Source organism: Rathayibacter rathayi (assembly GCF_004011095.1).
GTDB classification, from domain to species: Bacteria; Actinomycetota; Actinomycetes; order Actinomycetales; family Microbacteriaceae; genus Rathayibacter; species Rathayibacter rathayi.
The window spans coordinates 80,420-106,735 of the sequence record NZ_CP028129.1; the positions used below are offsets into that span (position 1 = coordinate 80,420).

Genomic DNA, 26,316 nt, shown 5'->3' on the forward strand with positions numbered 1-26,316 from the left:
CCATGCCGATCGCTCCCGACACCAAGGACTGGACCTGGGTCCTTGAGCGGCCCTGCCTCGAGTGCGGTTTCGACGCCTCGCTCATCGACGCCGACGAGGTCGCCGGGCTCCTCCGCGAGAACGCCGCCGCCTGGCCCTTCGTGCTCGAGCGCGACGACGCCGCGGGCCGGCCTGACGACGAGACCTGGTCGCCCCTGGAGTACGCGGCGCATGTGCGCGACGTGCACCGGATCTACCGCACCCGGGTGCAGCTGATGCTCGCGGGCGACGACCCGCTCTACCCCAACTGGGACCAGGACGTCGCCGCCGTCGAGGAGCGCTACGACCAGCAGGACCCGGGCACGGTCGGTCGCGAGCTGGTCGATGCGGCCGAGCGGGTCGCCGAGGTCTTCGACTCCGTCACCGGCGCCCAGTGGCAGCGCCCGGGGCGCCGCAGCGACGGCGCCTCCTTCACTGTCGACACGATCGCCCGCTATTACCTGCACGACATCCAGCACCATCTGCACGACGTACAGGGCTGAGCGCTCAGGTGTCGATGAGCTGCGGATTCAGGAACGAAAGGGTCCGCGCGTAGGCGAGGGCCGCGGAGGCGGGATTCACCGTGTCGCGCAGATTACCGTTTGCGAAGTGCCGGTGCGTGCCCGGGTACGTGTGCGTCGTAACCGGCGTCCCCGACTCCTTCAGCCGACCGACGAACGACTCCGGGTCATCGCCCGCAGGCCATTCGTCGTGCTGCGCGTAGTGCAGGAGGGTCGGGCACGGCACCAGCACATGCTCCTCGGCGCCGAGGGTGGCGTAGTAGCCGACGACTGCATCCACGAGTCCCGTGCCCGCGGCGAGCAGCCCGAGCCGACCGCCGAATCCGAAGCCGATGACGGCGCTGCGCTGCGCTCCCGCCGCGACTCCGGTGCGCACCGCCTCGGCGACGGCGGCGAGGTTTCGGTCCTGCGCCGCCATCGCGGCGAGAGCCCGCGCGTCCTCCGGGGCGAGGGTGGCCCAGCCGTCAAAGAGGTCCGGCACGAGCACCTGGTAGCCGTGCTTGCCCACCGCCTCGGCGAACGGTTCCAGCCACGGCAGTCGCCCGAACATGTCGTGCAGCACGACCACCACGGGTCGGCCGGGCTGCCCGTACTCGAGGGCGACGCCCGGCGACGGGATCTGCACGAGTTCGCTCACTCCTGCACCCTGCCCTCTGCGCTCGCCGATCGGGCGCCCTGCCGCGGATCCGCCCGGCGTGTCGTGCGGGATGCGGGCCCGACCCCGCCCGTCCAACCGGTCACGACACCGGTGAGGTCGTGCGGCACTCCAGGGTTGAGGACGAGGTGGCCCGGGAGCCGAGAGCGATCCCGCTCGGGCACGCGGGCCTGCTCGACCGCGTCGTCGAATCCGTCGAGAACGGCCCCGAGGATCCTCTCGACGACAGCGCGACCCTCCCGGAGGTCGAGTCCGCAGACGGGCGCGGTCGGGAGGAGGGCGGCGGCGTGTACGCGCCTCTCGCCGGATCGGCCGTACCCGAGCGCTTGGCTCGCCGTCTCACCCGAGCGGTTGCCCGGGGCGAGGTCGTACGCGGGGATAAGGCTGAGGTGATGGCCGTCCCAGAACGCAGCGTGGTTTCTGGCGTGGTCATCGGAGTTGCTGATCGCCTTGGCGAAGGCGATCCGCGCGAACAGCTCGGGACTCGGATCCGCCCGCGTCGGTCCGTGCCGCCGCAGCACCGCCAGCACGTCGGGAGAGGTGACGTAGCGTGCGCGCTGCTCCTCCTCGCCGGTTCGGCCGTTTCGTGTCCATCGGCGTGCCACTCTCGCCTCGCGCACGAGCTGCCCCAGGACGAGTACTGCATCGCGGACGACGGGGCACGATAAAAGGGACCGCTTGGCCATGAGCGCCTCTTACCCTTGGATCTGGACCCTTTGAGTGTAACTTTCTCCGCACTGGCTTACTCGGTCGCGCGGCCCAGCGGCAGCACGACCTGCTCGCGCAGGTGCTCGTAGACGACGGAGGTGCGGACGTCGGCGACCTCGCGGCGCTGGGTCAGCTTGTCGATGACGAAGGAGTAGAGGTCCTGGTTGTCGCGGACGACGACGTGGATGAGGACGTCCTCGGAGCCGGAGGTGACGAAAGATCGTCGGGCGGCTTCCGCTAGATCGTCGGGCGGCTTCCGCTACTGGGCTGAGCCGGCGCTGCGGGGAGGTGAGTCGGAGCGAGTGACGGGAATCGAACCCGCGCCATCTGCTTGGGAAGCAGAAGTTCTACCATTGAACTACACTCGCGCAGCGCCACTCGGGCGCACCAGGACATCGTAGCAAGGGTCGCGCCTGGCTCAGGTCCGAGGTCGCCTCACGCCCTAGGATCGCAGCGTGCTCCTCTCCGACCGCGACATCTCGTTCGAACTCGCCTCCGGACGGGTGGGGCTCGCCCCGCACGATCCGTCGATGCTGCAGCCGTCGTCCGTCGATGTTCGCCTGGACCGCTTTTTCCGGCTGTTCGACAACCACCGCTACCCCTACATTGATCCGGCCGAGGACCAGCCCGAGCTGACCCACCTGGTCGAGACACCGCAGGGCGAGCCCTTCATCCTGCACCCGGGCGAGTTCGTGCTCGGGTCGACCTACGAGGAGGTGTCGCTGCCGGACGACATCGCGGCGCGCCTTGAGGGCAAAAGCTCGCTGGGCCGGCTCGGCCTGCTGACACACTCGACCGCCGGGTTTATTGATCCGGGCTTCACCGGCCACATCACCCTCGAGCTGAGCAACGTGGCGACTCTGCCCATCACACTCTGGCCGGGGATGAAAATCGGCCAGATGTGCTTCTTCCGCCTCAGCTCTCCCGCCGCTAAGCCCTACGGCTCTGCCGAGTACAGCTCGCGCTACCAGGGCCAGCGCGGCCCCACGGCCTCCCGCTCGTCGCTGAACTTCCACCGCACCGACGTCTACACCACCTAACGCCCGCTGCGAGATGCCACTTGCGTACGCGACACGCCGACGAACGTGTACTCAAGTGGCATCTCGCGGCGGGGAAGAGGGCGGGGTCAGCCGAGCAGGCGGGGGAGCTGCAGGACGAGCCAGGGCGAGAAGGCCCACGGAGTCGCGCGAACGGCGTCCACCGTCGCCTCCGCGTCGACCCACTCGCAGTCCATAACCTCGTCCCGGCGCGGGTCGAGCGCATCCCGGCTCGAGAGGGTCGCCGTGTACACCGGGCAGATCTCGTTCTCGACGATTCCGGAGGCGTCGACCGCGCGGTAGCGGAAGTCCGGCAGGGCGACCTCCAGCGTCGCCAGCCGGGCACCAAGTTCGCGCTCCGCACGGCGTACGACGGCGTCCTCGATCCGCTCGTCCGGTGCCGGGTGGCCGCAGAAGGAGTTCGTCCAGACGCCGGGCCAGGTGCGCTTCCCCAGGGCCCGGCGGGTCACCAGGAGGGCACCGTCGGGGGCGAAGACGTGGCAGGAGAACGCGAGGTGCAGCGGAGTCGCGGTGGTGTGCACGGTCGCTTTGTCGGCGACGCCGACGGCGTTCCCGGCCTCATCGAGGAGGACCACCTGCTCGATCTGGTCCGTCTGCACGACGTGGTCCACCTGCTCGATCTGGTCCGTCTGCACGGCGGTGCCTGGCGAAGTCATAGCCGCAAGTCAAGCACGCCGCAACACTCCAGTCGGCTCATCCGTCACGATCACTGCTTTGTTAGCCTTCCGAAGTGGATACGCGCGACCCCGTGGTTCTGTCCCGGTTGAGGCAGGAGCACGTCGATGCCGTCCTGGACAGGTTCTTCTCGTTGGCGAGGTCCCGGGCAGTGCGCCTTGGACCCCGCTATCTCACCCTCTGGCAGACATTGGAGGCCAATACCCGCGGCGGTAAGCGCTTCCGTCCGCTGATGGTGATCTCGGCTTACGAGGCGCACGGCGGTCAGGATCCGGAGGCCGCCGCGCACCTCGGCGCCGCCTTCGAGCTCCTGCACACCGCACTGATCGTGCACGACGACGTGATCGACCGCGACTTCGTGCGCCGCGGCGGCCCGAACGTCTCGGGCAGCTACCGCGATGAGGCCACCACCGCGGGCCTCTCCATCCCGATCGCGGAGCACCGTGGAACGTCGGTCGCCGTCATCGCGGGCGACCTCGCCCTCACCGCCGCCCATCGCCTCATCGAGGGCGTCGGTGCCTCGGACGAAGTGCGCGCCCGCCTGCTCACTCTGCTCGACGAGGCCGTCTTCGCTTCCGCCGCCGGTGAACTCGCCGATGTCGACTTCTCGCTGATGCCGGGCCTGCCCTCGGTCCACGAGGTACTCGAGATGGAGCACCTCAAGACGGCGGTGTACTCGTTCGAGGCGCCGCTGCAGGCCGGAGCGATCCTCGCCGGCGCCTCGGACGCGGCGGTGGACGCGCTGGGCGAGTTCGGGCGCTGGATCGGCATCGCCTACCAGATCGTCGACGACCTCCTCGGCGTCTTCGGCTCGGAGGGGCAGACCGGTAAGACCACGCTGGGCGATCTGCGCGAGGGCAAGCGCACCGTCCTCATCGCGCACGCGGCCGGCACCGACTGCTGGCCCGACATTGAGGCGCTGATCGGCGACGAGCACCTCGCGCCCGAGACCGCCGAGAAGGTGCGCGGCATCCTCGAGGAGTGCGGCGCTCGCCGCTACGCCGAGGGGCTGGCGAAGGAGTTCGCTGACCGTGCCTGGGCGGCGCTGGAGACCCCGGTGGTGTCGGAGGCGTTCCGCAGCGAGGTCCGCCCGCTCGTGGCCAGCGTGGTCGGGCGCACCCGATGAGCGCGCTACGCCACGCGCGGATGCGCAGGGGGATGCCGTTCCTGCCCCCGCGCCCCCGTACGGTGGCACGATGAGCCGCCAGAGCGAACTGTACGACCGCGTCGCGCACGAGTCGTCCGCGCAGGTGATCCGTCGCTACTCCACCTCCTTCGGTCTGGCCACGCGCCTGCTCGCGCCCGGCGTCCGCGAGCGCGTGGAGGACGTCTACGCCCTCGTCCGCGTCGCCGACGAGATCGTGGACGGGGTTGCCGAGGAGGCGCAGCTCGACCGCGCGGCCGTGGAGGAGTCGCTGGATGCCTTCGAGGCCGAGACGGAGCGCGCGCTCGCCTGCGGCTACAGCTCCAATCTGGTGATCCACGCCTTCGCCCGGACGGCGCGGGCCACCGGATTCGGCACCGAGCTGACGCGCCCGTTCTTCGCGTCGATGCGCGCCGATCTGCGGGAGACGGCACACACTACCGAGTCGTTCGAGGCCTACGTCTACGGCTCCGCCGAGGTCGTCGGGCTGATGTGCCTCCAGGTGTTCCTCGCGGCTCCGGATGCCGGGCTCGTCTCGGCGGTCGCACGCGCGCGCCTGGTCGCCGGCGCACGCCGCCTGGGTGCCGCGTTCCAGAAGGTCAACTTCCTTCGCGACCTCGCCGCTGACGTCGACGGCCTCGGCCGCAGCTACTTCCCCGGAGTCGATCCGCGCGCCTTCTCGGAGCGCGACAAGGCCGCGCTGCTCGCCGACCTCGACGACGACCTCGCCGAGGCAGCCGCCATCGTCCCGGAGCTGCCGCGCTCGAGCCGTCGCGCGGTGCGGCTCGCCCATTCTCTCTTCGCCGCGCTGGCCGACCGGATCCGCGCGACGCCCGCCGAGGAACTCCTCCGCGCTCGCGTCAGCGTGTCCACCGTCAGCAAGGCGGCGCTCGCCGCGAAGGCCGCCGTCTCGACGCTCGGCCCGCGCCTGGGCCCCGGCCCGGTCCGAGCGACCCGCTCGACGGCCGGGCCGCACCGCGCGGTCGTCATCGGCGGCGGGATCGGCGGCCTCGCGTCCGCTGCGCTGCTCGCCCGCGACGGCTACGACGTGACCCTGCTGGAGGCGCGCGAGGTCGTCGGTGGCCGCGCCGGCTCGTGGGAGTATGAGGGCTTCCGCTTCGATACCGGCCCCTCCTGGTATCTGATGCCCGAGGTGTTCGACCACTTCTTCCGGCTGATGGGTACCAGCGCCGCCGAGCGGCTCGACCTGGTCACCCTCGACCCCGGCTACCGCGTCTACAGCCAGGGCGTCGAGGAGCCGATCGACGTGCTCGCCGACCTGGAGTCGAACCTCGCGCTCTTCGAGAGCATCGAGCCCGGGGCGGGCGAGCGGATGCGGGCCTACCTCGACTCGGCGCGCGACACCTACGAGATGGCCAAGCGCCGCTTCCTTTATACGAGCTTCTCCTCCTTCGTGCCGCTGCTGCGCCGGGATGTGCTCAGCCGCAGCGGGACGCTCGGCCGTCTGCTGCTCACACCTCTGGACACTTTCGCGGCGACTGCGGTGTCCGACAACCGCCTGCGTCAGATCCTCGGCTACCCGGCCGTGTTCCTGGGCTCCTCGCCGTTCAACGCGCCGAGCATGTACCACCTGATGAGCCACCTTGACCTCGCCGACGGCGTGCTCTACCCGATGGGCGGCTTCACCACGCTGATCGAGGCGGTCGCCGACGTCGCTGAGGAGGCGGGCGTGCGCATCCGCACCTCCTCGCCCGCGACGCGCATCCTCACCGCCCGCTCCCCGCGCGGCGGGCGCCGCGGGGCTGAGGTCGTCGGAGTCGAGTTCACGGGCCCCGAGGGCGCGGAGCGAATCCCCGCCGACCTGGTCGTCAACGCCGCCGACCTCTTCACCACCGAGCAGTCGCTCCTCCCCGAGGAGCTGCGCACCTACCCGCCGGCCTACTGGGAGACGCGCGAGCCCGGCCCGAGCGCCGTCCTCGTGCTGCTCGGCGTGCGCGGCGAGCTGCCCGAGCTCGAGCACCACACCCTGCTCTTCACGCAGGACTGGCGCGACAACTTCGGGAAGATCTTCGGCGAGAACCCCAGCGTCCCCGACCCCGCCTCGATCTACGTCTGCCGCCCGAGCGCGACCGACGCGAGCGTGGCGCCGGAGGGGCACGAGAACCTGTTCGTGCTCGTCCCGGTCCCGGCCGACACCTCGATCGGGCACGGCGGAGTGGACGGAGCGGGTGACGCGCGCGTCGAGGCGATCGCCGACTCCGTGATCGAGCAGATCGCGACCTGGACCGGCGCGACCGACCTCGCCGAGCGGATCGTCGTGCGCCGCACCATCGGCCCGGCCGACTTCGAGAGCGATCTCGGCGCCTGGCGCGGCTCGATGCTCGGCCCCTCGCATGTGCTCTCGCAGAGCGCGTTCTTCCGCGCCGGGAACGTCAGTAAGCACGTCGACGGCCTGCTCTTCGCGGGCAGCTCCACGATCCCCGGGATCGGCCTGCCGATGTGCATCATCAGCGCCGAGGTCATGCTCAAGCGCGTCCGCGGCGACGTCACGACCGAGCCGCTGCCCGTGCGGGAGGCGCCGTCGGCTCCGGTCGCGCCCGTTCCCGCGGGGGAGTAGGCGTGGGGATCCTCTACCTGCTCGCGCTCCTGGTCTCGATCATCGGGATGGTCGTGCTCGACCGGCGGTTCCGGCTGTTCTTCTGGGCGGATGCGCGCCGCGCGGCGATCGTGCTGCCCGTGGGAGTCGCGTTTTTCCTGGTCTGGGACCTCGTGGGGATCGGCCTCGGTGTCTTCTTCCGCGGCGAGACGTCCTTCATGACCGGGCTCCAGCTCGCACCGGAGCTGCCGGTCGAGGAGGTCCTCTTCCTCACGCTGCTCTGCTACCTGACGATGGACGTGCACGGCTTCCTCTCGCGGCGCCTCGGTCGGCGGGCGGAGGCGCGCGCGTGACCTACCTCCTCCTCAACGCCGTGTTCCTCGCGGTGGTGCTGGTGGTGCTGCTGGCCGCGCTGCGCAGGCGGATCCTCCGTCCGGTCGCCGTGCTCGGCACGCTCGCCATACTGCTGGTGATGACCGCCGTCTTCGACAACATCATGATCGGAGTGGGTCTGCTGGTCGCCTATGACGACGACCTCATCTCGGGGATCCGGATCGGCGTCGCTCCGGTCGAGGACTTCGCCTACGCGATCGCCGCCGCCCTCGCGCTCCCGGCGCTCTGGGTCCTCCTGCCCGCGCGCCGTCGGAGCGAGCCGTGAACCGGCTGGGCGCGCTGTTCGTCTCGAGTCGCCCGCTGAGCTGGGTCAATACCGCCTACCCCTTCGCGGCGGCGTACCTGCTAACCACGCGCGAGATCGACCTCGCCTTCGTGCTCGGCACGCTCTATTTCCTCATCCCCTACAACCTTGCGATGTACGGGATCAACGACGTCTTCGACTACGAGTCCGACCTGCGGAACCCCCGCAAGGGCGGCGTCGAGGGCGCCGTGCTCGACCGGAGTCAGCACCGCGCCACCCTGATCGCCGCGGTGGCGACGAACGTGCCGTTCCTCGTGGCCCTGGTGCTGCTGGGGTCCCCGGTTTCCTGGCTCGTCCTCGCGATTAGCGTCTTCGCCGTGATCGCCTACAGCGCCCCGGGGCTGCGGTTCAAGGAGCGACCCTTCGTCGACTCGTTGACCTCGTCGACCCACTTCGTCGGCCCCGCCGTGTACGGGATCGCCCTCGCGGGCACCGTGGTCACCGACCCGCTGGTGGCGTTGCTGGTGGCGTTCTTCCTCTGGGGGATCGCCAGCCACGCCTTCGGAGCGGTGCAGGACATCCTCGCCGATCGCGCGGGCGGCATCGGCTCGATCGCGACGGTGATCGGAGCGAAGGCGACGACGCGCCTCGCCATCGCCGCCTATGTCGCGAGCGGGCTGCTCCTGCTTCTGCTGCCGTGGCCGGGGAGCCTGGCGGCGATTCTCGCGGTGCCGTACGCGGTGAGCATCTGGCCGTACCGGTCGCTCGGCGATGCGGAGGCGGAGCGCGCGAACGCGGGCTGGAAGCGCTTCCTCGCGCTGAACTTCCTGACCGGCTTCCTGGTCACACTGCTGCTGATCGTCTTGTGGATCGCCACCGCCTGAACCCACGGTGCACTTCAGCGCCGGGCGCTCAGAAGAGCTGGTGCGGCGCGAGGATCAGCGCGACGACTCCGACGAGGGCAGCGAGGAGCACCACTGCGAGGGTCGCCAGCCCCGCGCGTCGGAGGATGCGCCGAGCGCGGGTGCCTCGCGACTCGCGCCGCTTCTTCCGCACTCGAACCTTCGCGGGGCGAGCGGAGTGCTCGGAACTCTCGGACACGACCGGTGCGCCGGGCACTGTCGGCCACTCGGAGACCGGAGCTGTCTGCGGCCGCTCGACCGCCGGCACCGCCTCGTCCGTGTGCCGCTCCGGTCCTGGTGTGCGCTGATCCACGGGGCGTGACGCCATCTCCGACCTCCTCCACGCCGCGACGGCGCGGCCCGGTCACTCTAGGTGAGCCGAGGGCGTCTGGCGGGACTGTGGCGCGAGAGGGGTACTCGACGGCGGGCGGCGCACCGGCAGGAGCAGCACCAGCCCGACCGCGAGAACCAGGACGAGGCCGAGGATGCCCCAGTACTGCACGTTCGACTCCGCGTTCCCCGAGACGGCGGCCGCGAGGGAGACGGCGGCCGCGAAGGCGGCGGGTGCCAGGAACGAGGCGGCCCGCCCGGTGGTCGCGTAGAGGCCGAAGATCTCGCCCTCGCGTCCCTCCGGGATGAGGCGCGCCAGGTAGCTGCGGCTCGCCGACTGCGCCGGTCCGACGAACAGGCACAGCAGCAGCCCGAAGACCCAGAACACCGTCTTGCCGCCGTCGTGCAGCGCGAAGACGGCCGTGCCGCAGACCACCAGGCCGATCAGCGAGGCGACGATCACCGCCTTCGGGCCGATGCGGTCATCGAGCGCGCCGACCGAGATGGTCGCCACTCCGGCCACGACGTTCGCCGCGATGGCGAACAGGATCACCTCGCCGGCGCTGAAGCCGAAGGTGCCCTGTGCCAGCACGCCGCCGAAGGTGAAGACCCCGGTGAGTCCATCGCGGAACACCGCGCTGGCGATGAGGAAGGTGACGGTGTTGCGGCTCTCTCGCCAGAGCGCCGCGACCTGCGCGACGAGCGCCCGGTAGGAGGCGATCACACCGACCTGCTCCGCCCGCTCCACGCGCGCGGGCGCCTCCGGCACCGCGAAGAGGACGGGCAGGGCGAACGCCGCGAACCAGACACCGGCGAGCAGGATCGAGACGCGCACGTCGAGCCCGTCGTCGCCGGTGACCCCGAAGAGGCCGACCTCGGGAGAGATGAAGCCGACGTAGACGATCAGCAGCAGGACGATTCCGCCCACGTAGCCCATGCCCCAGCCGAAACCGGAGACGCGGCCGATGCTCGCCCGCGTCGAGACCTGGGTGAGCATCGCGTTGTAGTTGACGCTCGCGAACTCGAAGAAGACCGTGCCGACCGCGAGCAGTCCTAGCCCCAGCCAGAGAAAGGCCGGGTCGGGGCGGACGAAGAACATCAGCAGGATGCAGAGGACGACCACGGCCGAGTGGATCCCCAGCCAGAGCCGGCGTCGGCCGCCGAGGTCGGCCCGTCGGCCGGCGATCGGGGCGATAATGGCGACGACCACTCCGGCGGCCGCGAGCGACCAGCCCAGCGCGGCGGAGACTCCGCTCGGCGTGCCGAAGAGCCCGTCGGTGGTGAGGTAGACGGTGAAGACGAAGGTCGTCACGACCGCGTTGAAGGCCGAGCCGCCCCAATCCCACAGGCCCCAGGCGAGGACGGGCCAGCGGCCGGTATGCGTCGTCATGGCCCCACCGTAGGGGGAGGAGGTGAACGGCCGGAAGCGCCGGGAGGACGGGTTCCGCTCAGTGCGGTGACGGCTGTAGCGCCCCGGCATCGCTCTTCCTGCTCGCGTCGATCACCATCTGCAACCGCCCCATCGATCGGGGGTGCACGGCCAGGAACGCCGGGAGCGTTAGGCGAGGCTGGATCGCCGCGATCGAGATGCCCTCGTAGGCGTGCTCGGTCTCGTACGCGGCGAACACCGGCGTCCACATCGCCGTGGGGTGAGCCACCAGCTCGGCGAAGGTCGCCTCGACCGTGCTGAAGCGCATTCCGATCTCGACGCTCAAACCCAGCGCAGCGAAGCCGCCGGAGAGGATGTCGTGCAGCGCTGGGTTCTCCTCCCGCGGGACGAGTGCGGCGGGGGACCTGGCCAGGTCCGCGAGCTGCACCGACCCGTGAGCGGCGAGGGGATGGTGCTCGGGAAGCGCGGCGACGAGTTCATCGTCCCAAACGTGATGCGCGATCAGCGGACCGCAGCGGACGCGCCCGCGGATGAACGCGGCATCGAGCTCGCCGGCGGTGAGAAGAGCGCAGCGTTCGGCGGGTGGCACGGAGACGGTCCGCACCGAGTGACCGGCGCGCGCCAATCGGCGCAGGATGAAGGCGAGCCGGCGCCCCATCCCGAGACCGATACCCAGACGCAGGACGCGACCCGGGTGCTCGTTCGCCCGCGCAGTCCCGATGAAGGATTCGGCGTCGCGCAGCAGGGCGCGCCCCGGAGCCAGCAGCTCGCTCCCGGCGACGGTGAGGCTGATCGCCCGACGGCTGCGATCGAACAGTTCGACTCCGATCAACTGTTCCAGGCGCTTGATCTGCTCGCTGACCACCGATGGCGGGAGTCGCAGGTGCGCGGCGGCGCGGCCGAAATGCAGCTCATCGGCGACAGTCACGAAGATCCGGAGCTGGCGCAGTTCCAGCGACATCCCACCCCTCTCCGTGATCGTCCAGAGCCGACCGTTCGGCTGCGACGATAGCTCACTTCGCAGGTCCGGTCTCGATCGTGGCGCAATGCGACTCCATGATCGTGACGTTCCAGTCAGCCACGAGAACGGGAGTTCTATCCATGAGTGTTGTAGCGATCATCGGAGACGGAAACGTCGGAGGTGCTCTGGCACGCGCGGCGTGCCGCAGCGGCAACGACGTCCAGCAGGTCACGAGGAAGACGCCGCGAGAGGATGCGGTTGCAGCGCTGGCGGGAGCGGACCTGGTGGTCCTCGCTCTGCCCTATCGGGCGGCCCTCGAACTGGCGCCGGACCAGGTCGCATCACTGGCCGGGAAGACCGTTCTCGACGCCACCAACCCGCTCTCTGCGGACTTCGCTCGCCTCACCGTCGGCTTCAGCACCTCCGGTGGTGAGCAGATCGCGGCGCACCTCGGCCGGTCGAAGGTCGTCAAGGCGCTCAACGCCGTGCTCGCTCCCAACCACGACCCGGCATCCTTCGAGGCCGGCTCGCTGTTCGTGCCGGTGGCGGGGGACGATGAGGAGGCCAAGGCACGGGTGCTCGGGTTCCTCGTCTCCCTGGGCTTCGATGCGGTCGACGTGGGTCCGCTCCAGAATGCCCGCTACATCGAGCCGTTCGCCGAACTTCTGGTCCAGCTCGCCTACTTCAAGGGCAAGGGAACGGCTATCGGCGTCTCCCTGCTCCGCGCCTGATCTCTGCGACGGCGAGCGGCGGTGATGAGCCCGATTGATGCCCAGTCGCAGCCTTCGACGGCCGGCGTCGCGTCGGGGACGGGTGCCGCATCGCGTGCGGCTCGGCTCCCGTCGCTCACTGCCGCTCGCTTCCCTGCCGCGCTGGCGGTGTTCGTCTTCCACGCGGCACTCCCGCAAGCACCGTTTCTCGGCGGCTCACCGGAGATCGCGGATCCACTCTGGCGGGTCGCGGAGCACATCGGTGCGGCCGGGGTGAGCTTCTTCTTCCTGCTCAGCGGATTCGTCATCGCCTGGTCGGTACGGCCGGGCGATACAGCTGCGGGCTTCTGGAGACGGCGCTTCGTGAAGATCCTCCCGGTGTACTGGGTCTGCGGTGTTGTGGCGCTCCTCGTCAGCCCGGACGCCGCGCACCTGCTGCCGGGCTACCTCCTGATGACGCAGGCGTGGTCGCCCGACCCCGCCGTCTACTTCGGCCTCGACGCACCGGGCTGGTCGCTCTGCGTCGAGGCGCTCTTCTACGCGCTGTTCCCCCTCGCCGCGCGAGCGGTCGTGGGACGCTCACCCCGCCGGGTCGTCCTGGCAGTCGCAGGCCTGGCGCTCCTCGTGATCGTCAGCACCGTGCTCCTCGCGCAGCTGCTCCCGATCGGCGAGCCGATGGCGCACGACTCGTCCGCGCGGAGCGTCCAATATTGGATCCTCTACGTTCTCCCGATAGGGAGGCTGCCGGAGTTCGTCCTCGGAATCTGCGCGGCGATTGCGGTGCGGGACGGCTGGTTCCGGCCCGCATCGCGCGGGCTCCCGGCGGTGGTTCTGGTCCTCGCTTATGTCGCCACGCTCTTCCTGCCCACGCTCTGGTCGCAGAAGGCGGTCGTCGTCCTGCCCTGCCTCTGGCTGATCGCGGCGTTGGCCGCGCACGACGCCAGCGAACCGCGCCAACATGGTTCGCCCCTGTGGCGGCGGCTCGGGGAGTGGTCCTTCGCGTTCTACCTGATCCACCAGCCCGTGCTCGTTCTCCTCTCCGGCGCCGCCCGGTCTTCGGGGCCGAGGGAGTCACTCCTCCTGCTCGCCGTGGCGGCGCTGGCCTCCACGGCCGCCGCAGCTGCCCTGTACTACGGGCTCGAGCGGCCGTTGATGCGACGCTGGGCCGCCGGGCGCGCGACGTGAGTTCTCCGGGCCCGAGAGCACCCGGGCCCGACACCATCCGCCGTACACCACCTCGCCCGAGAAAACTTAAGAAGGAATCATGGAATCCACCCTTTCCCGATCCGCGCTCGATGACCGACGCCCTCCCCTCGTCCGCACCGATCGGATGCAGGTCGTCGAACTCGCCGGTCCCGGCGATCTCCGCCTGTCCACGCGCCCGATCCCGTCCACCCCGGCCGACGGAGTCCTCCTGCGCACCCGTGCCGTCTCGATCTGCTCGACCGACGTGTCGTTCTTCGACGGTCACCTCTTTCCCGATGACTACCCCGTCGTCCTCGGCCACGAGTACGTGGGCGTCGTCGTCGATAGGGGTCCGGAGATCGCCGAACGTGGGACCGTCTGCGTGGGGGACCGTCTCGTGTACTGGGGTCAGACGGACTTCGACGGACTCGCTGAGTACCGCAGCGTGCGGCCCGTGTTCGCCGGCGAGCGCAAGACCGATCCTTTTCCGGCCGAGCGATCCTTCGTCGACGATCGGCGCGCCGCGGCGGTCGTGGTCCCGTCCTCACTGCCGGACATCGGCGCGTCCCTGATCGAGCCGACGACGGGAGTGCTCCGCTCCATCCTCGGCAATCCGCCGGCCGTCGGTGACCGGGTCCTCATTCTGGGTGCCGGACCGATCGGCATTATCGCCGGGAGCGTCCTCCGCAAGACGTTCGCGGTCAGCGAGGTCGTGGTCCTTGATCAGAATCTCGCCCGTAACGCGCGGGCGGCCGCGATCGTCGCCGACCGTGCGGTCACGCCCGCCGAGCTCGCCGACATCCCCGACGACTACTTCGACTACGTCTTCGACGGCCTCCCGACGATCCGCGTCGATGACGACGAGCTCGATCCTCGACGTCAGGCCATGCGGCGCCTGCGCCCGAACGGGCGGTACGTCCTCTACGGCGCGTCGCAGGAGATGCAGAAGTTCGACACCTGGCTGCTGCTGGCCAAGGGCATCAAGATGGTGTCCGTGCCGTTCGATGTCCGTGCCTTCCCGATGCACCGCAGCGCCGTCGTCATGCGGACGGCACTCGCGGCGATCTCCTCCGGCGTCGTGGACATCGACTCTCTCGTCACCCGCGTCCATCCCTTCGCTGATTTCGAGGGGCTGCGCACGATTTTCGCCGAGTACCGCACGACGTCGGATCTGAAGATCGTCATCGACTTCTCCGGTTGATCGCTCCGCCGCGCTCCGCTCGCTGTGATGCGGACGCTCCACCTCGACAGCACTGGAAAGGCCGCACTGTGTCGTCGTCCTACGAATGGCTCCTGCGCGACGTCCGGCTCAACGGCAGCCGCCGGTCGGACCGCACCGGAACCGGAACCCTCAGCGTCTTCGGTCGGCACCTGCGCTACGACCTCGCCTCCGGCTTTCCGTTGGTCGCGACCAAGCGGGTGCACTTCCCGTCCATCGCCCAGGAGCTGTTCTGGTTCCTGCGCGGCGAGACGAATGTCGGCTGGCTGCGGGAACGGGGTGTGTCGATTTGGGACGAGTGGGCCGATGAGAGCGGAGATCTCGGACCGATCTACGGCGCGCAGTGGCGTCGGTGGAAGACGAAGACGGGGGAGTCGGTCGATCAGATCGCTCAGGCCGTCGAACAGATCCGCTTCGATCCGAATTCGAGGAGGATCGTGGTCTCGGCCTGGAACGTCGGCGAGATCGACGAGATGGCTCTGGCGCCCTGCCACGTCCTCTTCCAGTTCTCTGTCGACGACGACCGCCTCTCCTGTCACGTCTACCAGCGCAGCGCCGATCTGTTCCTCGGCGTGCCGTTCAATCTCGCCAGCTACGCCCTCCTCACCCACCTGATCGCCGACCACTGCGCACTCGCAGTCGGCGAGCTGATCTGGAGCGCGGGCGACTGCCACATCTACCTCAACCACCTCGATCAGGTCGATGTGCAGTTGTCCCGGCGGCCATTCCCGTTCCCGACCCTCTCGCTGCGCAGGCACCTGCTCGAACTCGATCAGTACGGGATCGACGACCTGGAGCTCGAGGACTACCGCGCTCACGGCGTGCTCCGGGCGCCGGTCGCGAGGTGACCGGGAGGGCGGGACGAAGGACGGGACGAGCAGGAATGGGGACGCGGTCAAAGTTGAGTTCTCAGGACTCAGGTTCGTGACGGTGAACTTGACGCTCAGGCGAGGATGGCTAAACTTGAGCGCGTGGGACTCAACTCCCGCAGAGGATTCCGAACCACCCGTCAACTGACCGGCCGTCGCCCGAGCGACGCCGATCGCGAAGGAGAACAACGCATATGTCCCGTGCCGTAGGCATCGACCTGGGAACCACCAACTCTGTCGTGGCCGTCCTCGAGGGAGGCGAGCCCACGGTCATCGCCAACGCCGAGGGTTTCCGCACCACGCCGTCCGTCGTCGCGTTCACCAAGGACGGCGAGGTGCTCGTCGGCGAGACCGCGAAGCGCCAGGCCGTCACCAACGTCGACCGCACCATCGCGTCCGTCAAGCGCCACATGGGCACCGACTGGACCTTCGGCGTGGAGGACAAGCAGTACACCCCGCAGGAGATTTCGGCCCGCATCCTGGGCAAGCTCAAGCGCGATGCGGAGCAGTACCTCGGCGACAAGGTGAGCGACGCGGTTATCACCGTCCCGGCCTACTTCAACGACGCCGAGCGTCAGGCGACCAAGGACGCCGGTGAGATCGCGGGCCTCAACGTCCTGCGCATCATCAACGAGCCCACCGCGGCCGCCCTCGCCTACGGCCTGGACAAGGGCAAGGAGGACGAGCTCATCCTCGTCTTCGACCTCGGCGGCGGAACGTTCGACGTCTCCCTCCTCGAAGTGGGCAAGGACGACGACTTCTCCACCATCCAGGTCCGCGCGACCTCCGGCGACAACCGCCTGGGTGGCGACGACTGGGATCAGCGCGTCGTCGACCACCTGGTCAAGCGTTTCAAGGACTCGACCGGCGTCGACGTCGCGAAGGACAAGATCGCCCGTCAGCGTCTCAAGGAGGCGGCGGAGCAGGCGAAGAAGGAGCTGTCCTCGAGCACCTCGACCAGCATCCAGCTGCCCTACCTCTCGCTCACCGAGAACGGCCCGGCCAATCTCGACGAAACGCTGACCCGCGCCAAGTTCGAGGAACTCACCAGCGACCTGATCGAGCGCACCCGCAAGCCCTTCACCGACGTCATCGCCGAGGCGGGCGTCAAGGTCGAGGACATCGCGCACGTCGTCCTCGTCGGTGGCTCGACCCGCATGCCTGCCGTGGCCGAGCTCGTGAAGAAGCTCACCGGCGGCAAGGAGCCCAATAAGGGCGTCAACCCGGACGAGGTCGTCGCTGTCGGCGCCGCGCTGCAGGCCGGTGTCCTCAGGGGCGAGCGCAAGGACGTCCTCCTGATCGACGTGACCCCGCTCTCGCTGGGCATCGAGACCAAGGGCGGGATCATGACCAAGCTCATCGAGCGCAACACCGCTATCCCGACCAAGCGCTCCGAGACCTTCACCACGGCCGACGACAACCAGCCGTCCGTCGCGATCCAGGTCTTCCAGGGCGAGCGCGAGTTCACCCGCGACAACAAGAACCTGGGCACCTTCGAGCTGACCGGCATCGCGCCGGCACCGCGCGGCATCCCGCAGGTCGAGGTCACCTTCGACATCGACGCCAACGGCATCGTGCATGTGTCCGCGAAGGACAAGGGCACCGGCAAGGAGCAGTCGATGACGATCACGGGCGGCTCCTCGCTGCCCAAGGACGACATCGACCGCATGGTCCGCGAGGCCGAGGAGCACGCCGCCGAGGACAAGGTCCGCCGCGAGGCAGCCGAGATCCGCAACAACGCCGAGACCCTCGCATACTCGATCGACAAGCTGATCAAGGACAACGAGGAGAAGCTGCCCGAGGACGTCAAGTCTGAGGTGCAGGGCGATGTCGATGCGTTGAAGACTGCGCTCGCCGGCGACGACGACGCGGCCGTCAAGACCGCGTTCGACGCGCTCAACGCCTCGCAGACCAAGATCGGCCAGGCGATCTATTCGCAGGACCAGGCTGCGCAGAGCGCCCCCGCGGACGCTCCCGCCGACGGCGATAAGAAGGCCGACGAGGACATCGTCGACGCCGAGGTCATCGACGAGGACGAGCCGAAGGACAAGAAGTAGTCATGGCAGCCGAGAGCTACCCTGAGAACGAGCCCCAGAACGAGCGTCAGGATCTCCCCGAGGAGCAGTCGGCCACCGGCGGCGAAGCGGGAGTCGAAGCGGCGCGGGACGCGCAGGACCAGGAGGGGCTGATCGAGGCCGAAGGGCCGGACATCGAGACCGGCCTTTCGGACGCCGACCTCTCCTTCCTTTCGGGTCAGTCCAGCGCCGAGACGCTCGCGGCCGAGCACCTCGCCGATCTCCAGCGGGTGACCGCGGAGTACGCGAACTACCGCAAGCGCACCGAGTCGAACCGTCAGGTCGACAAGGAGCGGGCGATCGGTGACGCGATAAAGGTCATCCTCCCCGTGCTCGACGACCTCGACCGCGCCGAGAAGCACGGCGACCTCACCGAGGGCGGGCCCTTTACAGCCATCGCGCAGAAGTTGCGAGGCGGAGTGGAGAAGCTCGGCCTGGTCAAGACCGGCGCCGTGGGAGACCTGTTCGACCCGACCCTTCACGAGGCGATCTTCCAACAGCCCACCCCCGGCGCCGAGACCTCCACGGTCGCGGACGTCGTCGAGTCGGGGTACTACCTCGGAGGCTCGCTTGTGCGGGCTGCCAAGGTGGTCGTGGCCGTCCCTGCGGACTGACCTGACCACCCGCACCACCACCGCGGAGGACCCCGCCCCGCTCGGCAGCACGCCGCCGCTCCGGGCGGGGTCCCTCGCCGCATTCGACACAGGAAGAGGCATATGGCCAGCCAGGATTGGTTCGACAAGGACTTTTATAAGGTCCTCGGCGTGTCCAAGGACGTCTCCGCGGCGGACCTGAAGAAGACGTACCGCAAGCTCGCTCGCCAGTTCCACCCGGATTCCAACCCCGGCGACACAAAGGCCGAAGCGCGGTTCAAGGAGATCAGCGAGGCGTACACCGTTCTCTCGGACGCCGAGCAGCGCAGGGAGTACGACCAGATCCGCGCGATGGGCGGCGGGGCGCGCTTCACCGCCGGCGGCCAGCCCGGTGGGTTCGACGACGTCTTCGGCGGCATGTTCGGCCAGGGCGGGCGCAGCACGTACAGCACGCAGCAGAGCCCGCCGCCCGGCTTCGAGGACATCCTCGGCGGCATGTTCGGCGGCGGGGGCAACCGCTTTGGCCAGCCCAGCGGCGGCTACCGGGGATTCGGCGGCCCGCAGAAGGGTGCCGACGTCACTGCCAGCACCACCATCGACTTCCGCACCGCCACGCGCGGCGACACCGTGCAGCTACAGACCGGCGACGGACGCACCCTCTCGGTGCGCATCCCGGCCGGGGTAGCTGACGAGCAGAAGATCCGCGTCCGGGGCAAGGGCCGCCCAAGCCCCGACGGAGGAGAGCCCGGAGACCTCGTGCTGACCGTCTCGGTCCGCAAGCACCCCGTCTTCGAAAGGGACGGAGTGAACCTGCGTGTCACGGTCCCCATCACCTTCGTCGAGGCCGTCTTCGGCGCGACGATCGAGGTGCCGACGCTGGGCGGCGAGCCCGTCAAGCTGCGGGTCGCCGCAGGCACGCCGAGCGGTCGGGTGTTGCGCGTTAAGGGCCGTGGGGTCACCACCTCGAAGGGCACGGGCGACCTGCTCGCGGTGCTCCAGGTAGCCGTCCCGAGCCATCTGTCCGCCGCTGCCCGCGAGGCCCTCGAAGCCTTCGCAGCCGCAGAGTCGGACGAGGACCCGCGCGAAGACATCCTGGAGAAGGCCCGCTACTAGTCGAGGTACTGGTCGGCGCGGCCGGTCGGAGCAGGAGGGGACATGGACGAGAACACGCCCGTCTTCGCGATCGCCGTCGCCGCCGAACTCGCGGGGATGCACCCCCAAACGCTGCGCCAGTACGACCGCCTTGGGCTCGTCAGGCCGACCCGCACCGCGGGCAAGTCTCGCCGCTACTCGATGCGCGACGTCGTGCAGTTGCGCGAGGTCGCGCGGTTGTCCTCCGAGGGCGTCTCGCTCGAGGGCATCGCCCGGATCCTGCAGCTCGAGAACCAGGTGCAGTCGCTCTCCCAGCGCGTGCGCGAGCTGGAGACGGCTCTGGCCGACGAACTCCTCAACCGGCCGGGCCGCCGCGTGTTCGCCGCGGGCCTCGAGGGCGACGTCGTCACCCTGCGCCACGGCACTCGAGCGCAACGCCGTACGGAGCTTGTCGTCTGGCGCCCGGCACCGCCATCCGGCGCCACCGACGACCGCGTTCCCTGAACGAGGGATAGCCTGTCCGGGCGCTGCATCACCACCGCAGCGTCCGCTCCGCCGCCAGGAGCGGAGAGCAGGAGGATCACCGTGGACCACGACAGCACCGACCCGCGCGACGAGCGCGACACTCGTCCGGAGCAGCCTGCGGAGGAAGACTCCGTGGAGGTGGACCCCGTGGAGGTGGACCCCGTGGAGGAAGACCCCGTGGAGGAAGACTCTGTGGAGGAAGACCCCGTGGAGGAAGACCCCGTGGAGGAAGATTTCGCACCGGTGGACTCCGTGGAGGAAGATCCCGCAGGGGCGGACTCGGCACCGGTGGAAGCCGCAGAGGCGGACTCGGACTCGGCGCCGGCCCGTGGCCGCAGCCCGGTCGTTCCCGACAACGGCTTCACCCGCGAGTCCTACGCGATTCACGCAACCCGCAGTGAGCTACCGCTGTTCACCACCGCGCTGAACGGTCGGCGCGACGACGTCGGCTGGCTGTCGTCGCTCTCGAGCGTGCTCGCGGGCCCGGACGGACCCATCGGCTCCGTGGACTCGACCGCCGCCGCCGCGCAGGTGGCCATCGACCGCCGCACCCCTCGCCAGAGCGACGACTCCGACTCCTGACCGCGAGCGGCGTCCTTCGCAGGGCTCTCGTCGTGCAGGGTTCCGGTCGTGCAAAGTTCTAGTCCCGTGTGCGCGTGCTCGCCAGCCGCGCGTCGCCCAGGCGACCGCCGCTGAAGCGTTCGAGGATCTCGGAGCCGAAAGGCAGGGCGCGTGCGAGGGGCGGGCCCTCGACGCGCTCCTCGTCGGTGTAGCCGAGGAGGATGTACATCCCGACGACGGCGATCGCGGCGATGGCCGCGACGCGACCCGGGATCTGATCCATCGTGCCGCCTCCAGCGTCGACCGGCTCCGCCAGCGTGACGCACATCAGGAAGATCGACATGTACACCGCCAGGTGCACATGAGCGCCGCGCCAGGGCCGTGCGAGTGCGGCGATCGGCAGAATCCAGAGGATGTACCAGGGGTGGATGGCCGTTGAGGCCGTCACGAACGCCAGAAGCGCCCCGGACAGGCGGGCAAGCGGATCGATCGACCGGCGCGAGAGCATCAGGCGCGCGGTGATCAGGCCGGCGAGACCCAGCGCGAAGATCTTCACCACGGCGATGGCCGCGGCCGGGTCGTGGCCGGTGAACTCGACGGTGAGGGAGAGGGCGACCGTGACGAACGACATCGGCGCGTACCAGTGCAGTATCGAGCCGGGCACGACCATCGCAGCGACCCAACCGACTCCGACACCCGCGAGCAATCCCACCGCGGCCACGAGGCCCAACGCCCCCATGCCGGTCCAGAGCCAACCGCGGGCGCGCTCACGCCAGGTCGCGTCGTGGCGCAGCCACAGCAGCGCGAGGACGGGCAGGGCGATGACAGCGATCGGCTTGATCGCGATCGCCCCGGCCATCAGCGCAACGGCGGCGATGCGCCGGTCGGTCTGCGCGTAGTAGAGCGAGGCGAGAATGAGCGCCAGCATCACCGAGTCGTTGTGGCCCGCGACGATGAAGAGCACCAGTGTGACCGGGTTGGCGACGAGAGTCCACGCGGTGAGCGGTACGGAAAGGCCGCGCAAGCGCGCCAGGCGCAGTGCGTAAACCGCCATCACGACCACGCCCGCTGTCGAGACAGCGCGGAGCATCGCGATGGACAGCTCGGGCGAGCCGAAGCCCGCGAGCTGCACGGCGGTGCGCTCAACCAGGAGGTACAGCGGTCCGTACGGCGTGGGGGTGTTGGCCCAGAGTGGATCGACGCCGAGGCTGAACCAGCCGGGCAGGGTCGCAACGCCGTTCGTGTAGGGATTGATCCCCTGCGTCATCAGGCGGCCCTGCGCGACATACGAGAACATGTCGTGGCTGAAGAGCGGCACCGTGATCAGCAGGGGTGCGCCCCAGGCGAGGGCGGCCACCACGATCGTGCGGACCGAGCCGGGTCCGGCGGCGAGCGCGACCGTGCGCAGGCGCAGCCAGGAGATCAGCAGCAGCATCCCGCCACCGACCACGAGAGCGGCACTCCACTCGGTCAGCCAACCCGCGGCTCGGATCGACGCGATGAGAGACCAGTCGCGGATCGGCGAGTCGGCGGGGAGATAGCCCACGCCGAGTGAGCCGAGGAAGATGGAGAGCGATCCGAGCAGGCCCGAGGCCAGCGGAGCGGCGTCGAGAAAGCGGGGCCGCGGTCGACGTCGCCGTGTCGCTGCCCCTGCCGTGACCGGCCGTTCGATCGTCCCCCGTGAAACCATTGCCCCTAAGGTAGGGGATCGGACTCCGAAGCGCATGGACGGGCGATGAATGGTTGACCAGTCGGCGCTCACATCATGCCACCGGGAGGGAATTTCCGCTCAGGTCGCGTGCGGCACCGGAGCGGGCTCGGCGAAGCGGAGCTGGTTGCCGAACGGATCGATCACCTCGAGCGCGAAACCGAACGGCGTGCGGGTGATGCGAGGGTTGAGGTACGGGTAGGCCTTCGCATCGAGCTCGGCATGCAGCTCGCGGACACCGCGGAGCGCGACGTGCACGGCCGAACCGGGGCTGCCGTCGCGGTGGTGCTCGCTGAGGTGCAGGCGCAGGCCCGAGCGCGAGACCTGAAGGTAGAGGGGTGCGTCGAGCGAGGCACGATGCTCCCAGTCCACCTCGAAGCCGAGATAGTCGACGTAGAACTCGCCCGCCTTAGCGACCGAGAAGATTCGGAGGATCGGCACCGCGGACTCTAGGCGCACCGGCTCGAGCCGACCTGGCTCCTGCGCCGTCGACCTGTCCCGCGCTCGTCGTCTCGTCTCCACGCCACGAGGGTAGCCGCCCTGCACCCGGCGCGGAGCCGACCGCGTCAGTCGACGAGACCCAGGGCGCGAAGCCGCCGGAGGGTCTCGACCCCGGCGGGCGGGCAGCGATCGGTATCGGAGGCGTCGACCCAGTGCAGCGAGTCGATCTCGCCGCTCGGGCGCGCCTCGCGATCGAGCTGGGCGGCGAAGACGCTCATGTGCACGTCTCGCCCCTCCGGCTCGCCGTGCGCCTGGGTCCGAACGGTGAACAACGGCTTCAGCCCTAGTGCGTCGGCGCCGAGCTCCTCGCGGGTCTCCCGTGCCGCCGCATCGACCGCACTCTCGCCCTCATCGACCTTGCCGCCGGGGAGATAGAGGACGTCGCGGCCGCGAGCGGTGACCATGAGGACGCGCCGCTCGCGGACTACGGCGACGGCGGACACGATGATCGGCGGGAGGGCACTCATTCGTTCATCGTGCCTGCTGTGCGCTGTGCGCTGACCGGCGCCGTGCCGCCGCGGCTAGCATGGGGGCACACCAGAAGGACGCGCGCAGCCGGCGCGCGCCGGGGCCCCGTGCGCCCGAACAGCTGAGGAGCAACCCGTGGCAGAATCCACCACCCTCGACACAGTCATCACCCTCGCGCAGCACAGGGGATTCGTCTTCCCCTCGGGTGAGATCTACGGGGGCACCCGCTCCGCGTGGGACTACGGGCCGCTCGGCGTGGAGTTCAAGGAAAACATCAAGCGCCAGTGGTGGAAGACGTTCGTGCAGGGCCGCGGCGACGTCGTCGGCCTCGACTCCGCAGTCATCCTGCCTACGGCGATCTGGCACGCGTCCGGTCACGTCGGCGTCTTCTCGGACCCGCTGACGGAGTCGCTGATCACCCACAAGCGTTATCGAGCCGATCACCTCTTCGAGAAGTACGAGGAGGTCAACGGCCACCCGCCCGCGAACGGCCTCGCCGACATCCCCGATCCGGAGCACCCGGACAAGGTTGGTCAGTGGACCGAGATTAAGCAGTTCTCGGGCCTGATGAAGACCTATCTGGGCGTGGTCGACGACGAGTCGGGACTGCACTATCTGCGACCCGAGACCGCGCAGGGCATCTTCACCAACTTCGCGAACGTGCTCCAAAGTGCCCGGCGGAAGCCGCCGTTTGGGATTGGCCAGATCGGTAAGGCGTTCCGCAATGAGATCACGCCGGGCAACTTCATCTTCCGCACGCGCGAGTTCGAGCAGATGGAGCTCGAATTCTTTGTCGAGCCCGGCACGGACGAGCAGTGGCAGGAGACCTGGATGCAGCTCGCCTGGGACTGGTTCGTCGGACTCGGGATGAACCCCGAGAACATCCGGCAGTATGAGCACCCTAAAGACAAGCTCTCCCACTATTCCAAGCGCACCGTCGACATCGAGTACCGCTTCGATTTCGCCTCAGGCGAGTGGGGCGAGCTGATGGGAGTCGCGAACCGTACCGACTACGACCTCAAGACGCACATCGAGCATTCGGGGAAGGACCTCTCGTTCTTCGACCAGAACAAGAACGAGCGCTATGTGCCGTTCGTGATCGAGCCGTCGTTCGGTCTGACGCGCGCGCTGATGGCGTTCCTCGTCGACGCCTACGAGGAGCAGGAGCTGCCGCCGAACGCGAAGGGCAAGGTCGAGACGCGCACCGTGCTGCACCTCGACCCGCGCCTGGCGCCGGTGAAGGTCGCCGTGCTGCCGCTCTCGCGCAACGAGGCCCTCTCGCCGCTTGCCCGCCGTGTCGCCGACCAGTTGCGCCAGCTCTGGAACGTCGACTTCGACGACTCCGGAGCGATCGGTCGCCGCTACCGCCGCCAAGACGAGATCGGCACCCCGTACTGCGTGACCGTCGACTTCGACTCGCTCGAGGATGACGCGGTGACGGTGCGCGACCGCGACACGATGAAGCAGGAGCGCATCCCGCTCACCCAGCTGGAGGCACACCTGTTCGCGGGGCTGCGCGGCGCCTAGCGCGCTGGGCGAGATGCCACTTGTGATGCGTCGGCGCGGCGTGTCGGCCTCATAGGTGGCATCTCGCGGTCAAGCAGCGCGCGAGGAGGTCGCGATGAGCGTGAGATCCATCCCCCGGTGAGGGCTCCCTCGCGGCGGACGATCGCCAGCACGGCTACGTCGCCGTCGGTGGCGAGGCGGGTGGAGGGGAGCCGGCGCTGCACATGTGCGCGCGACTCCTCCAGCGTGTGCACCGGCCAACGGAGCAAGCGCGCGGCGTCCGCGTCGCCTGGTAGCGCGCGTGGTCCTCGCCATCCGCGGATCCGAGGGGGCTTAGCGCCAGGCGCTCGGTGAGCAGAGGAGACGTACGCAGCGGTTCCGCGTCGAACGGGAGTCGCAGGCTCACGCGGTGGCCGCGCCCGAATCGGGGCGCGCGGTGGCCGCCGGCTCGGCGGGCACTTCGATGCCGAACAGCGCCTCGAGTCCGGTGAGGTACGCCTCCTGAGCCCCGGCTCGCGCGTAGTCGCGGGCCCGGACGCTGGGAGCGTGCAGCAGGACGCCCGCGAGGTGACGGAGGGCCTGCTCGGTGCGGCCGTCCTCGTCACCGCGGGAGCGGGCGCGCTCGATTTCGGCGTCCAGCGCCTCGAAGACGTGCGAGCGCAGGGCGACGACGGCCGGAGTCAGGCTCTTCTCGTCCGCGACGTCCGAGAATTTCCGGACCGCCCTGTCGACTAGAGCGCGCGCCTGCTGCGATGCGTCGAGCACGTCGAGGGGAGCGTGCAGGCTGATGGTCTCGAGGTCGAGCAGCTCGACGCCGGTGACCGAGGTGACGTTGGCGGCGACATTGCGGGGCAGGCCCAGGTCGATCACCAGCTGGCGCTCGCGCGAGAAGCCCTGCAGGCGGCCCTCGGCGAGCAGCGCCGCGTCGAGCACCGGCCCCGGAGTGGTGGTGCATGTGATGACGATGTCGGCCGAGACCGCCTCGAGCGCGAGGTCGGCCGCGTCGATGGGGCGAAGGGCGCGCCGCACAGCGAAGCCCTCGGCGCGGCCGGAGGGGGAGTGCACGGCGATCTCGACGACTCCGCGGTCGCGCAGCGCCGCGACGGTGGCTCGCGCGTAGCTGCCAGTGCCGACGAGGAGGACGCGGGCGGCGCGCCAGTCGGTGACGCGGCTCGCGGCGAGATCGAGTGCGAGGCGCACGATCGAGCGGCCGGCACTGCCCAGGCCGGTGCGGTTCTTGATCCCGCGCGAGGTCTGCGAGGCCCGCTGGAACAGGCGCTCGAGCTCGGAGGAGGTGGTGCCGAGGCGGCGCGCATCTTCGAGGGAGCGGCGGACCTGGCCCGCGATCTCGCCCTCACCGACGACGACGGATTCGAGTCCGCTGGAGACGGCGAAGAGGTGCTCGGCCACCCGGTCGCCCGAGACGACGTCGACGCTTCCGCGCAGTTCTTCCTGCTCGACGCCCGTCGCGGCGCTGATGGCGGCGGTCGCGGCCTCGACGGCGACGGCCCGGGCGGCGGTCAGCGGCTCCTCGATGTCGAGGTAGGCCTCGAAGCGGTTGCAGGTCGCGACGACGACGGCCCCGGAGACGAAATCGATCCCCTCGGACAGAGCCGCGGTCACGGCGGAGGAGTCGACGGAGAGCTTCTCGAGGAGATCGAAGCTGGCGTTCTTGTGCGACGCCGTCAGACACAGGAGCACCACGTCAGTGTACCCGCGCTCCCCGAAGGCGGGGCGCGAGATAGAGG

Annotated in this window: 28 protein-coding genes and 1 tRNA gene; 17 read left to right on the forward strand and 12 right to left on the reverse strand. The window is 69.5% G+C overall.

Translation table 11 applies throughout. The features are described from left to right. The first annotated feature begins 2 nt into the window (after nt 1–2). Nucleotides 3–521, forward strand: coding sequence for a DinB family protein (locus tag C1O28_RS00425; RefSeq protein ID WP_097166183.1), 519 nt, complete (start codon nt 3–5; stop codon nt 519–521). A 4-nt stretch (nt 522–525) separates the two neighbouring features. On the opposite strand, the gene C1O28_RS00430 is transcribed toward C1O28_RS00425, so the two are convergent. The 4 genes from C1O28_RS00430 to C1O28_RS00445 all read right to left on the reverse strand — a co-directional run bounded on the left by C1O28_RS00430 (nt 526) and on the right by C1O28_RS00445 (nt 2,270). Further along, on the reverse strand, nt 526–1,176 hold the full coding sequence (locus tag C1O28_RS00430) for a dienelactone hydrolase family protein (protein ID WP_097166184.1): 651 nt from the start codon (nt 1,174–1,176) through the stop codon (nt 526–528). Then, on the reverse strand, nt 1,173–1,880 hold the full coding sequence (locus C1O28_RS00435; RefSeq protein ID WP_097166185.1) for a HipA domain-containing protein: 708 nt from the start codon (nt 1,878–1,880) through the stop codon (nt 1,173–1,175). The genes C1O28_RS00430 and C1O28_RS00435 overlap by 4 nt, the downstream gene beginning before the upstream one ends. Nucleotides 1,881–1,936: 56 nt before the next feature. Next, the gene (locus C1O28_RS00440; RefSeq protein ID WP_097166397.1) at nt 1,937–2,089 is read right to left on the reverse strand and encodes an Lrp/AsnC ligand binding domain-containing protein; all 153 of its coding nucleotides are present in this window, start codon (nt 2,087–2,089) and stop codon (nt 1,937–1,939) included. Between the two features lie 110 nt (nt 2,090–2,199). Continuing rightward, nucleotides 2,200–2,270, reverse strand: a tRNA-Gly gene (locus tag C1O28_RS00445). 87 nt (nt 2,271–2,357) lie between these two features. Here C1O28_RS00445 and dcd point away from each other — a divergent pair. After that, on the forward strand, nt 2,358–2,942 hold the full coding sequence (gene dcd, locus C1O28_RS00450; RefSeq protein WP_097166186.1) for a dCTP deaminase: 585 nt from the start codon (nt 2,358–2,360) through the stop codon (nt 2,940–2,942). Nucleotides 2,943–3,028: 86 nt separating this feature from the next. Here dcd and idi read toward each other — a convergent pair whose 3' ends face one another. Continuing rightward, complete coding sequence (gene idi, locus C1O28_RS00455) at nt 3,029–3,616, reverse strand: isopentenyl-diphosphate Delta-isomerase (RefSeq protein ID WP_097166187.1); 588 nt, start codon at nt 3,614–3,616, stop codon at nt 3,029–3,031. Nucleotides 3,617–3,690: 74 nt separating this feature from the next. Between idi and C1O28_RS00460 the strand changes: the two genes are divergently transcribed. The 5 genes from C1O28_RS00460 to C1O28_RS00480 all read left to right on the forward strand — a co-directional run bounded on the left by C1O28_RS00460 (nt 3,691) and on the right by C1O28_RS00480 (nt 8,857). Beyond that, complete coding sequence (locus tag C1O28_RS00460) at nt 3,691–4,761, forward strand: polyprenyl synthetase family protein (protein WP_243392044.1); 1,071 nt, start codon at nt 3,691–3,693, stop codon at nt 4,759–4,761. 70 nt (nt 4,762–4,831) lie between these two features. Further along, the gene (gene crtI, locus C1O28_RS00465; protein WP_102063252.1) at nt 4,832–7,357 is read left to right on the forward strand and encodes a phytoene desaturase family protein; all 2,526 of its coding nucleotides are present in this window, start codon (nt 4,832–4,834) and stop codon (nt 7,355–7,357) included. Between the two features lie 2 nt (nt 7,358–7,359). Further along, nucleotides 7,360–7,689: a lycopene cyclase domain-containing protein gene (locus tag C1O28_RS00470; protein WP_097166188.1), complete on the forward strand. Its 330-nt coding sequence runs from the start codon at nt 7,360–7,362 to the stop codon at nt 7,687–7,689. Beyond that, complete coding sequence (locus tag C1O28_RS00475; protein ID WP_097166189.1) at nt 7,686–7,994, forward strand: lycopene cyclase domain-containing protein; 309 nt, start codon at nt 7,686–7,688, stop codon at nt 7,992–7,994. The genes C1O28_RS00470 and C1O28_RS00475 overlap by 4 nt, the downstream gene beginning before the upstream one ends. Further along, a complete protein-coding gene (locus C1O28_RS00480; protein ID WP_097166190.1) occupies nt 7,991–8,857 on the forward strand; it encodes a prenyltransferase in 867 nt (288 codons plus the stop codon). Before C1O28_RS00475 ends, C1O28_RS00480 begins: the two co-directional genes overlap by 4 nt. Nucleotides 8,858–8,885: 28 nt before the next feature. On the opposite strand, the gene C1O28_RS00485 is transcribed toward C1O28_RS00480, so the two are convergent. The 3 genes from C1O28_RS00485 to C1O28_RS00495 are packed head-to-tail and all read right to left on the reverse strand — an operon-like array spanning nt 8,886 to nt 11,556. Next, a complete protein-coding gene (locus tag C1O28_RS00485; RefSeq protein WP_097166191.1) occupies nt 8,886–9,203 on the reverse strand; it encodes a hypothetical protein in 318 nt (105 codons plus the stop codon). A gap of 36 nt (nt 9,204–9,239) precedes the next feature. Further along, nucleotides 9,240–10,595 (reverse strand): MFS transporter, encoded by a 1,356-nt coding sequence (locus C1O28_RS00490; RefSeq protein WP_102063261.1) that lies wholly within the window; start codon nt 10,593–10,595, stop codon nt 9,240–9,242. A gap of 58 nt (nt 10,596–10,653) precedes the next feature. Further along, the gene (locus C1O28_RS00495; RefSeq protein WP_097166192.1) at nt 10,654–11,556 is read right to left on the reverse strand and encodes a LysR family transcriptional regulator; all 903 of its coding nucleotides are present in this window, start codon (nt 11,554–11,556) and stop codon (nt 10,654–10,656) included. A 140-nt stretch (nt 11,557–11,696) separates the two neighbouring features. Here C1O28_RS00495 and C1O28_RS00500 point away from each other — a divergent pair, with 140 nt between their 5' ends. The 9 genes from C1O28_RS00500 (at nt 11,697) to C1O28_RS00540 (ending at nt 20,406) form a co-directional block, all read left to right on the forward strand. Then, nucleotides 11,697–12,287: an NADPH-dependent F420 reductase gene (locus C1O28_RS00500; RefSeq protein ID WP_097166193.1), complete on the forward strand. Its 591-nt coding sequence runs from the start codon at nt 11,697–11,699 to the stop codon at nt 12,285–12,287. 24 nt (nt 12,288–12,311) lie between these two features. Beyond that, nucleotides 12,312–13,451 carry an acyltransferase family protein gene (locus C1O28_RS00505; protein ID WP_097166194.1) on the forward strand — a complete coding sequence of 380 codons (1,140 nt, stop codon included), beginning with the start codon at nt 12,312–12,314 and terminating at the stop codon, nt 13,449–13,451. Nucleotides 13,452–13,530: 79 nt separating this feature from the next. Beyond that, nucleotides 13,531–14,652: an alcohol dehydrogenase catalytic domain-containing protein gene (locus tag C1O28_RS00510; RefSeq protein ID WP_202129600.1), complete on the forward strand. Its 1,122-nt coding sequence runs from the start codon at nt 13,531–13,533 to the stop codon at nt 14,650–14,652. Nucleotides 14,653–14,720: 68 nt separating this feature from the next. Next, nucleotides 14,721–15,518 carry a thymidylate synthase gene (locus C1O28_RS00515; protein ID WP_097166195.1) on the forward strand — a complete coding sequence of 266 codons (798 nt, stop codon included), beginning with the start codon at nt 14,721–14,723 and terminating at the stop codon, nt 15,516–15,518. Nucleotides 15,519–15,733: 215 nt separating this feature from the next. Beyond that, complete coding sequence (gene dnaK, locus C1O28_RS00520) at nt 15,734–17,596, forward strand: molecular chaperone DnaK (protein WP_097166196.1); 1,863 nt, start codon at nt 15,734–15,736, stop codon at nt 17,594–17,596. A 2-nt stretch (nt 17,597–17,598) separates the two neighbouring features. Beyond that, nucleotides 17,599–18,228 carry a nucleotide exchange factor GrpE gene (locus tag C1O28_RS00525; protein WP_097166197.1) on the forward strand — a complete coding sequence of 210 codons (630 nt, stop codon included), beginning with the start codon at nt 17,599–17,601 and terminating at the stop codon, nt 18,226–18,228. Between the two features lie 102 nt (nt 18,229–18,330). Further along, nucleotides 18,331–19,320, forward strand: a complete 990-nt coding sequence (locus C1O28_RS00530) for a DnaJ C-terminal domain-containing protein (protein WP_097166198.1) — start codon at nt 18,331–18,333, stop codon at nt 19,318–19,320. Nucleotides 19,321–19,362: 42 nt separating this feature from the next. Next, nucleotides 19,363–19,803 (forward strand): heat shock protein transcriptional repressor HspR, encoded by a 441-nt coding sequence (locus C1O28_RS00535; protein ID WP_097166199.1) that lies wholly within the window; start codon nt 19,363–19,365, stop codon nt 19,801–19,803. Between the two features lie 81 nt (nt 19,804–19,884). Next, the gene (locus tag C1O28_RS00540; protein WP_097166200.1) at nt 19,885–20,406 is read left to right on the forward strand and encodes a hypothetical protein; all 522 of its coding nucleotides are present in this window, start codon (nt 19,885–19,887) and stop codon (nt 20,404–20,406) included. Between the two features lie 58 nt (nt 20,407–20,464). Here the strand turns inward: C1O28_RS00540 and mptB are convergent, their stop codons facing one another. From mptB to C1O28_RS00555, 3 genes are all read right to left on the reverse strand, one after another. After that, nucleotides 20,465–22,075: a polyprenol phosphomannose-dependent alpha 1,6 mannosyltransferase MptB gene (gene mptB, locus C1O28_RS00545; protein WP_097166201.1), complete on the reverse strand. Its 1,611-nt coding sequence runs from the start codon at nt 22,073–22,075 to the stop codon at nt 20,465–20,467. A 99-nt stretch (nt 22,076–22,174) separates the two neighbouring features. Further along, nucleotides 22,175–22,639 carry a glyoxalase superfamily protein gene (locus tag C1O28_RS00550; protein WP_337189911.1) on the reverse strand — a complete coding sequence of 155 codons (465 nt, stop codon included), beginning with the start codon at nt 22,637–22,639 and terminating at the stop codon, nt 22,175–22,177. Nucleotides 22,640–22,659: 20 nt separating this feature from the next. After that, nucleotides 22,660–23,061, reverse strand: a complete 402-nt coding sequence (locus C1O28_RS00555; RefSeq protein WP_097166203.1) for an NUDIX hydrolase — start codon at nt 23,059–23,061, stop codon at nt 22,660–22,662. Between the two features lie 136 nt (nt 23,062–23,197). Between C1O28_RS00555 and C1O28_RS00560 the strand changes: the two genes are divergently transcribed. Next, nucleotides 23,198–24,589, forward strand: a complete 1,392-nt coding sequence (locus tag C1O28_RS00560) for a glycine--tRNA ligase (RefSeq protein ID WP_097166204.1) — start codon at nt 23,198–23,200, stop codon at nt 24,587–24,589. A gap of 381 nt (nt 24,590–24,970) precedes the next feature. On the opposite strand, the gene C1O28_RS00565 is transcribed toward C1O28_RS00560, so the two are convergent. Beyond that, the gene (locus C1O28_RS00565) at nt 24,971–26,269 is read right to left on the reverse strand and encodes a glutamyl-tRNA reductase (RefSeq protein WP_097166400.1); all 1,299 of its coding nucleotides are present in this window, start codon (nt 26,267–26,269) and stop codon (nt 24,971–24,973) included. Between the last annotated feature and the right edge of the window lie 47 nt (nt 26,270–26,316).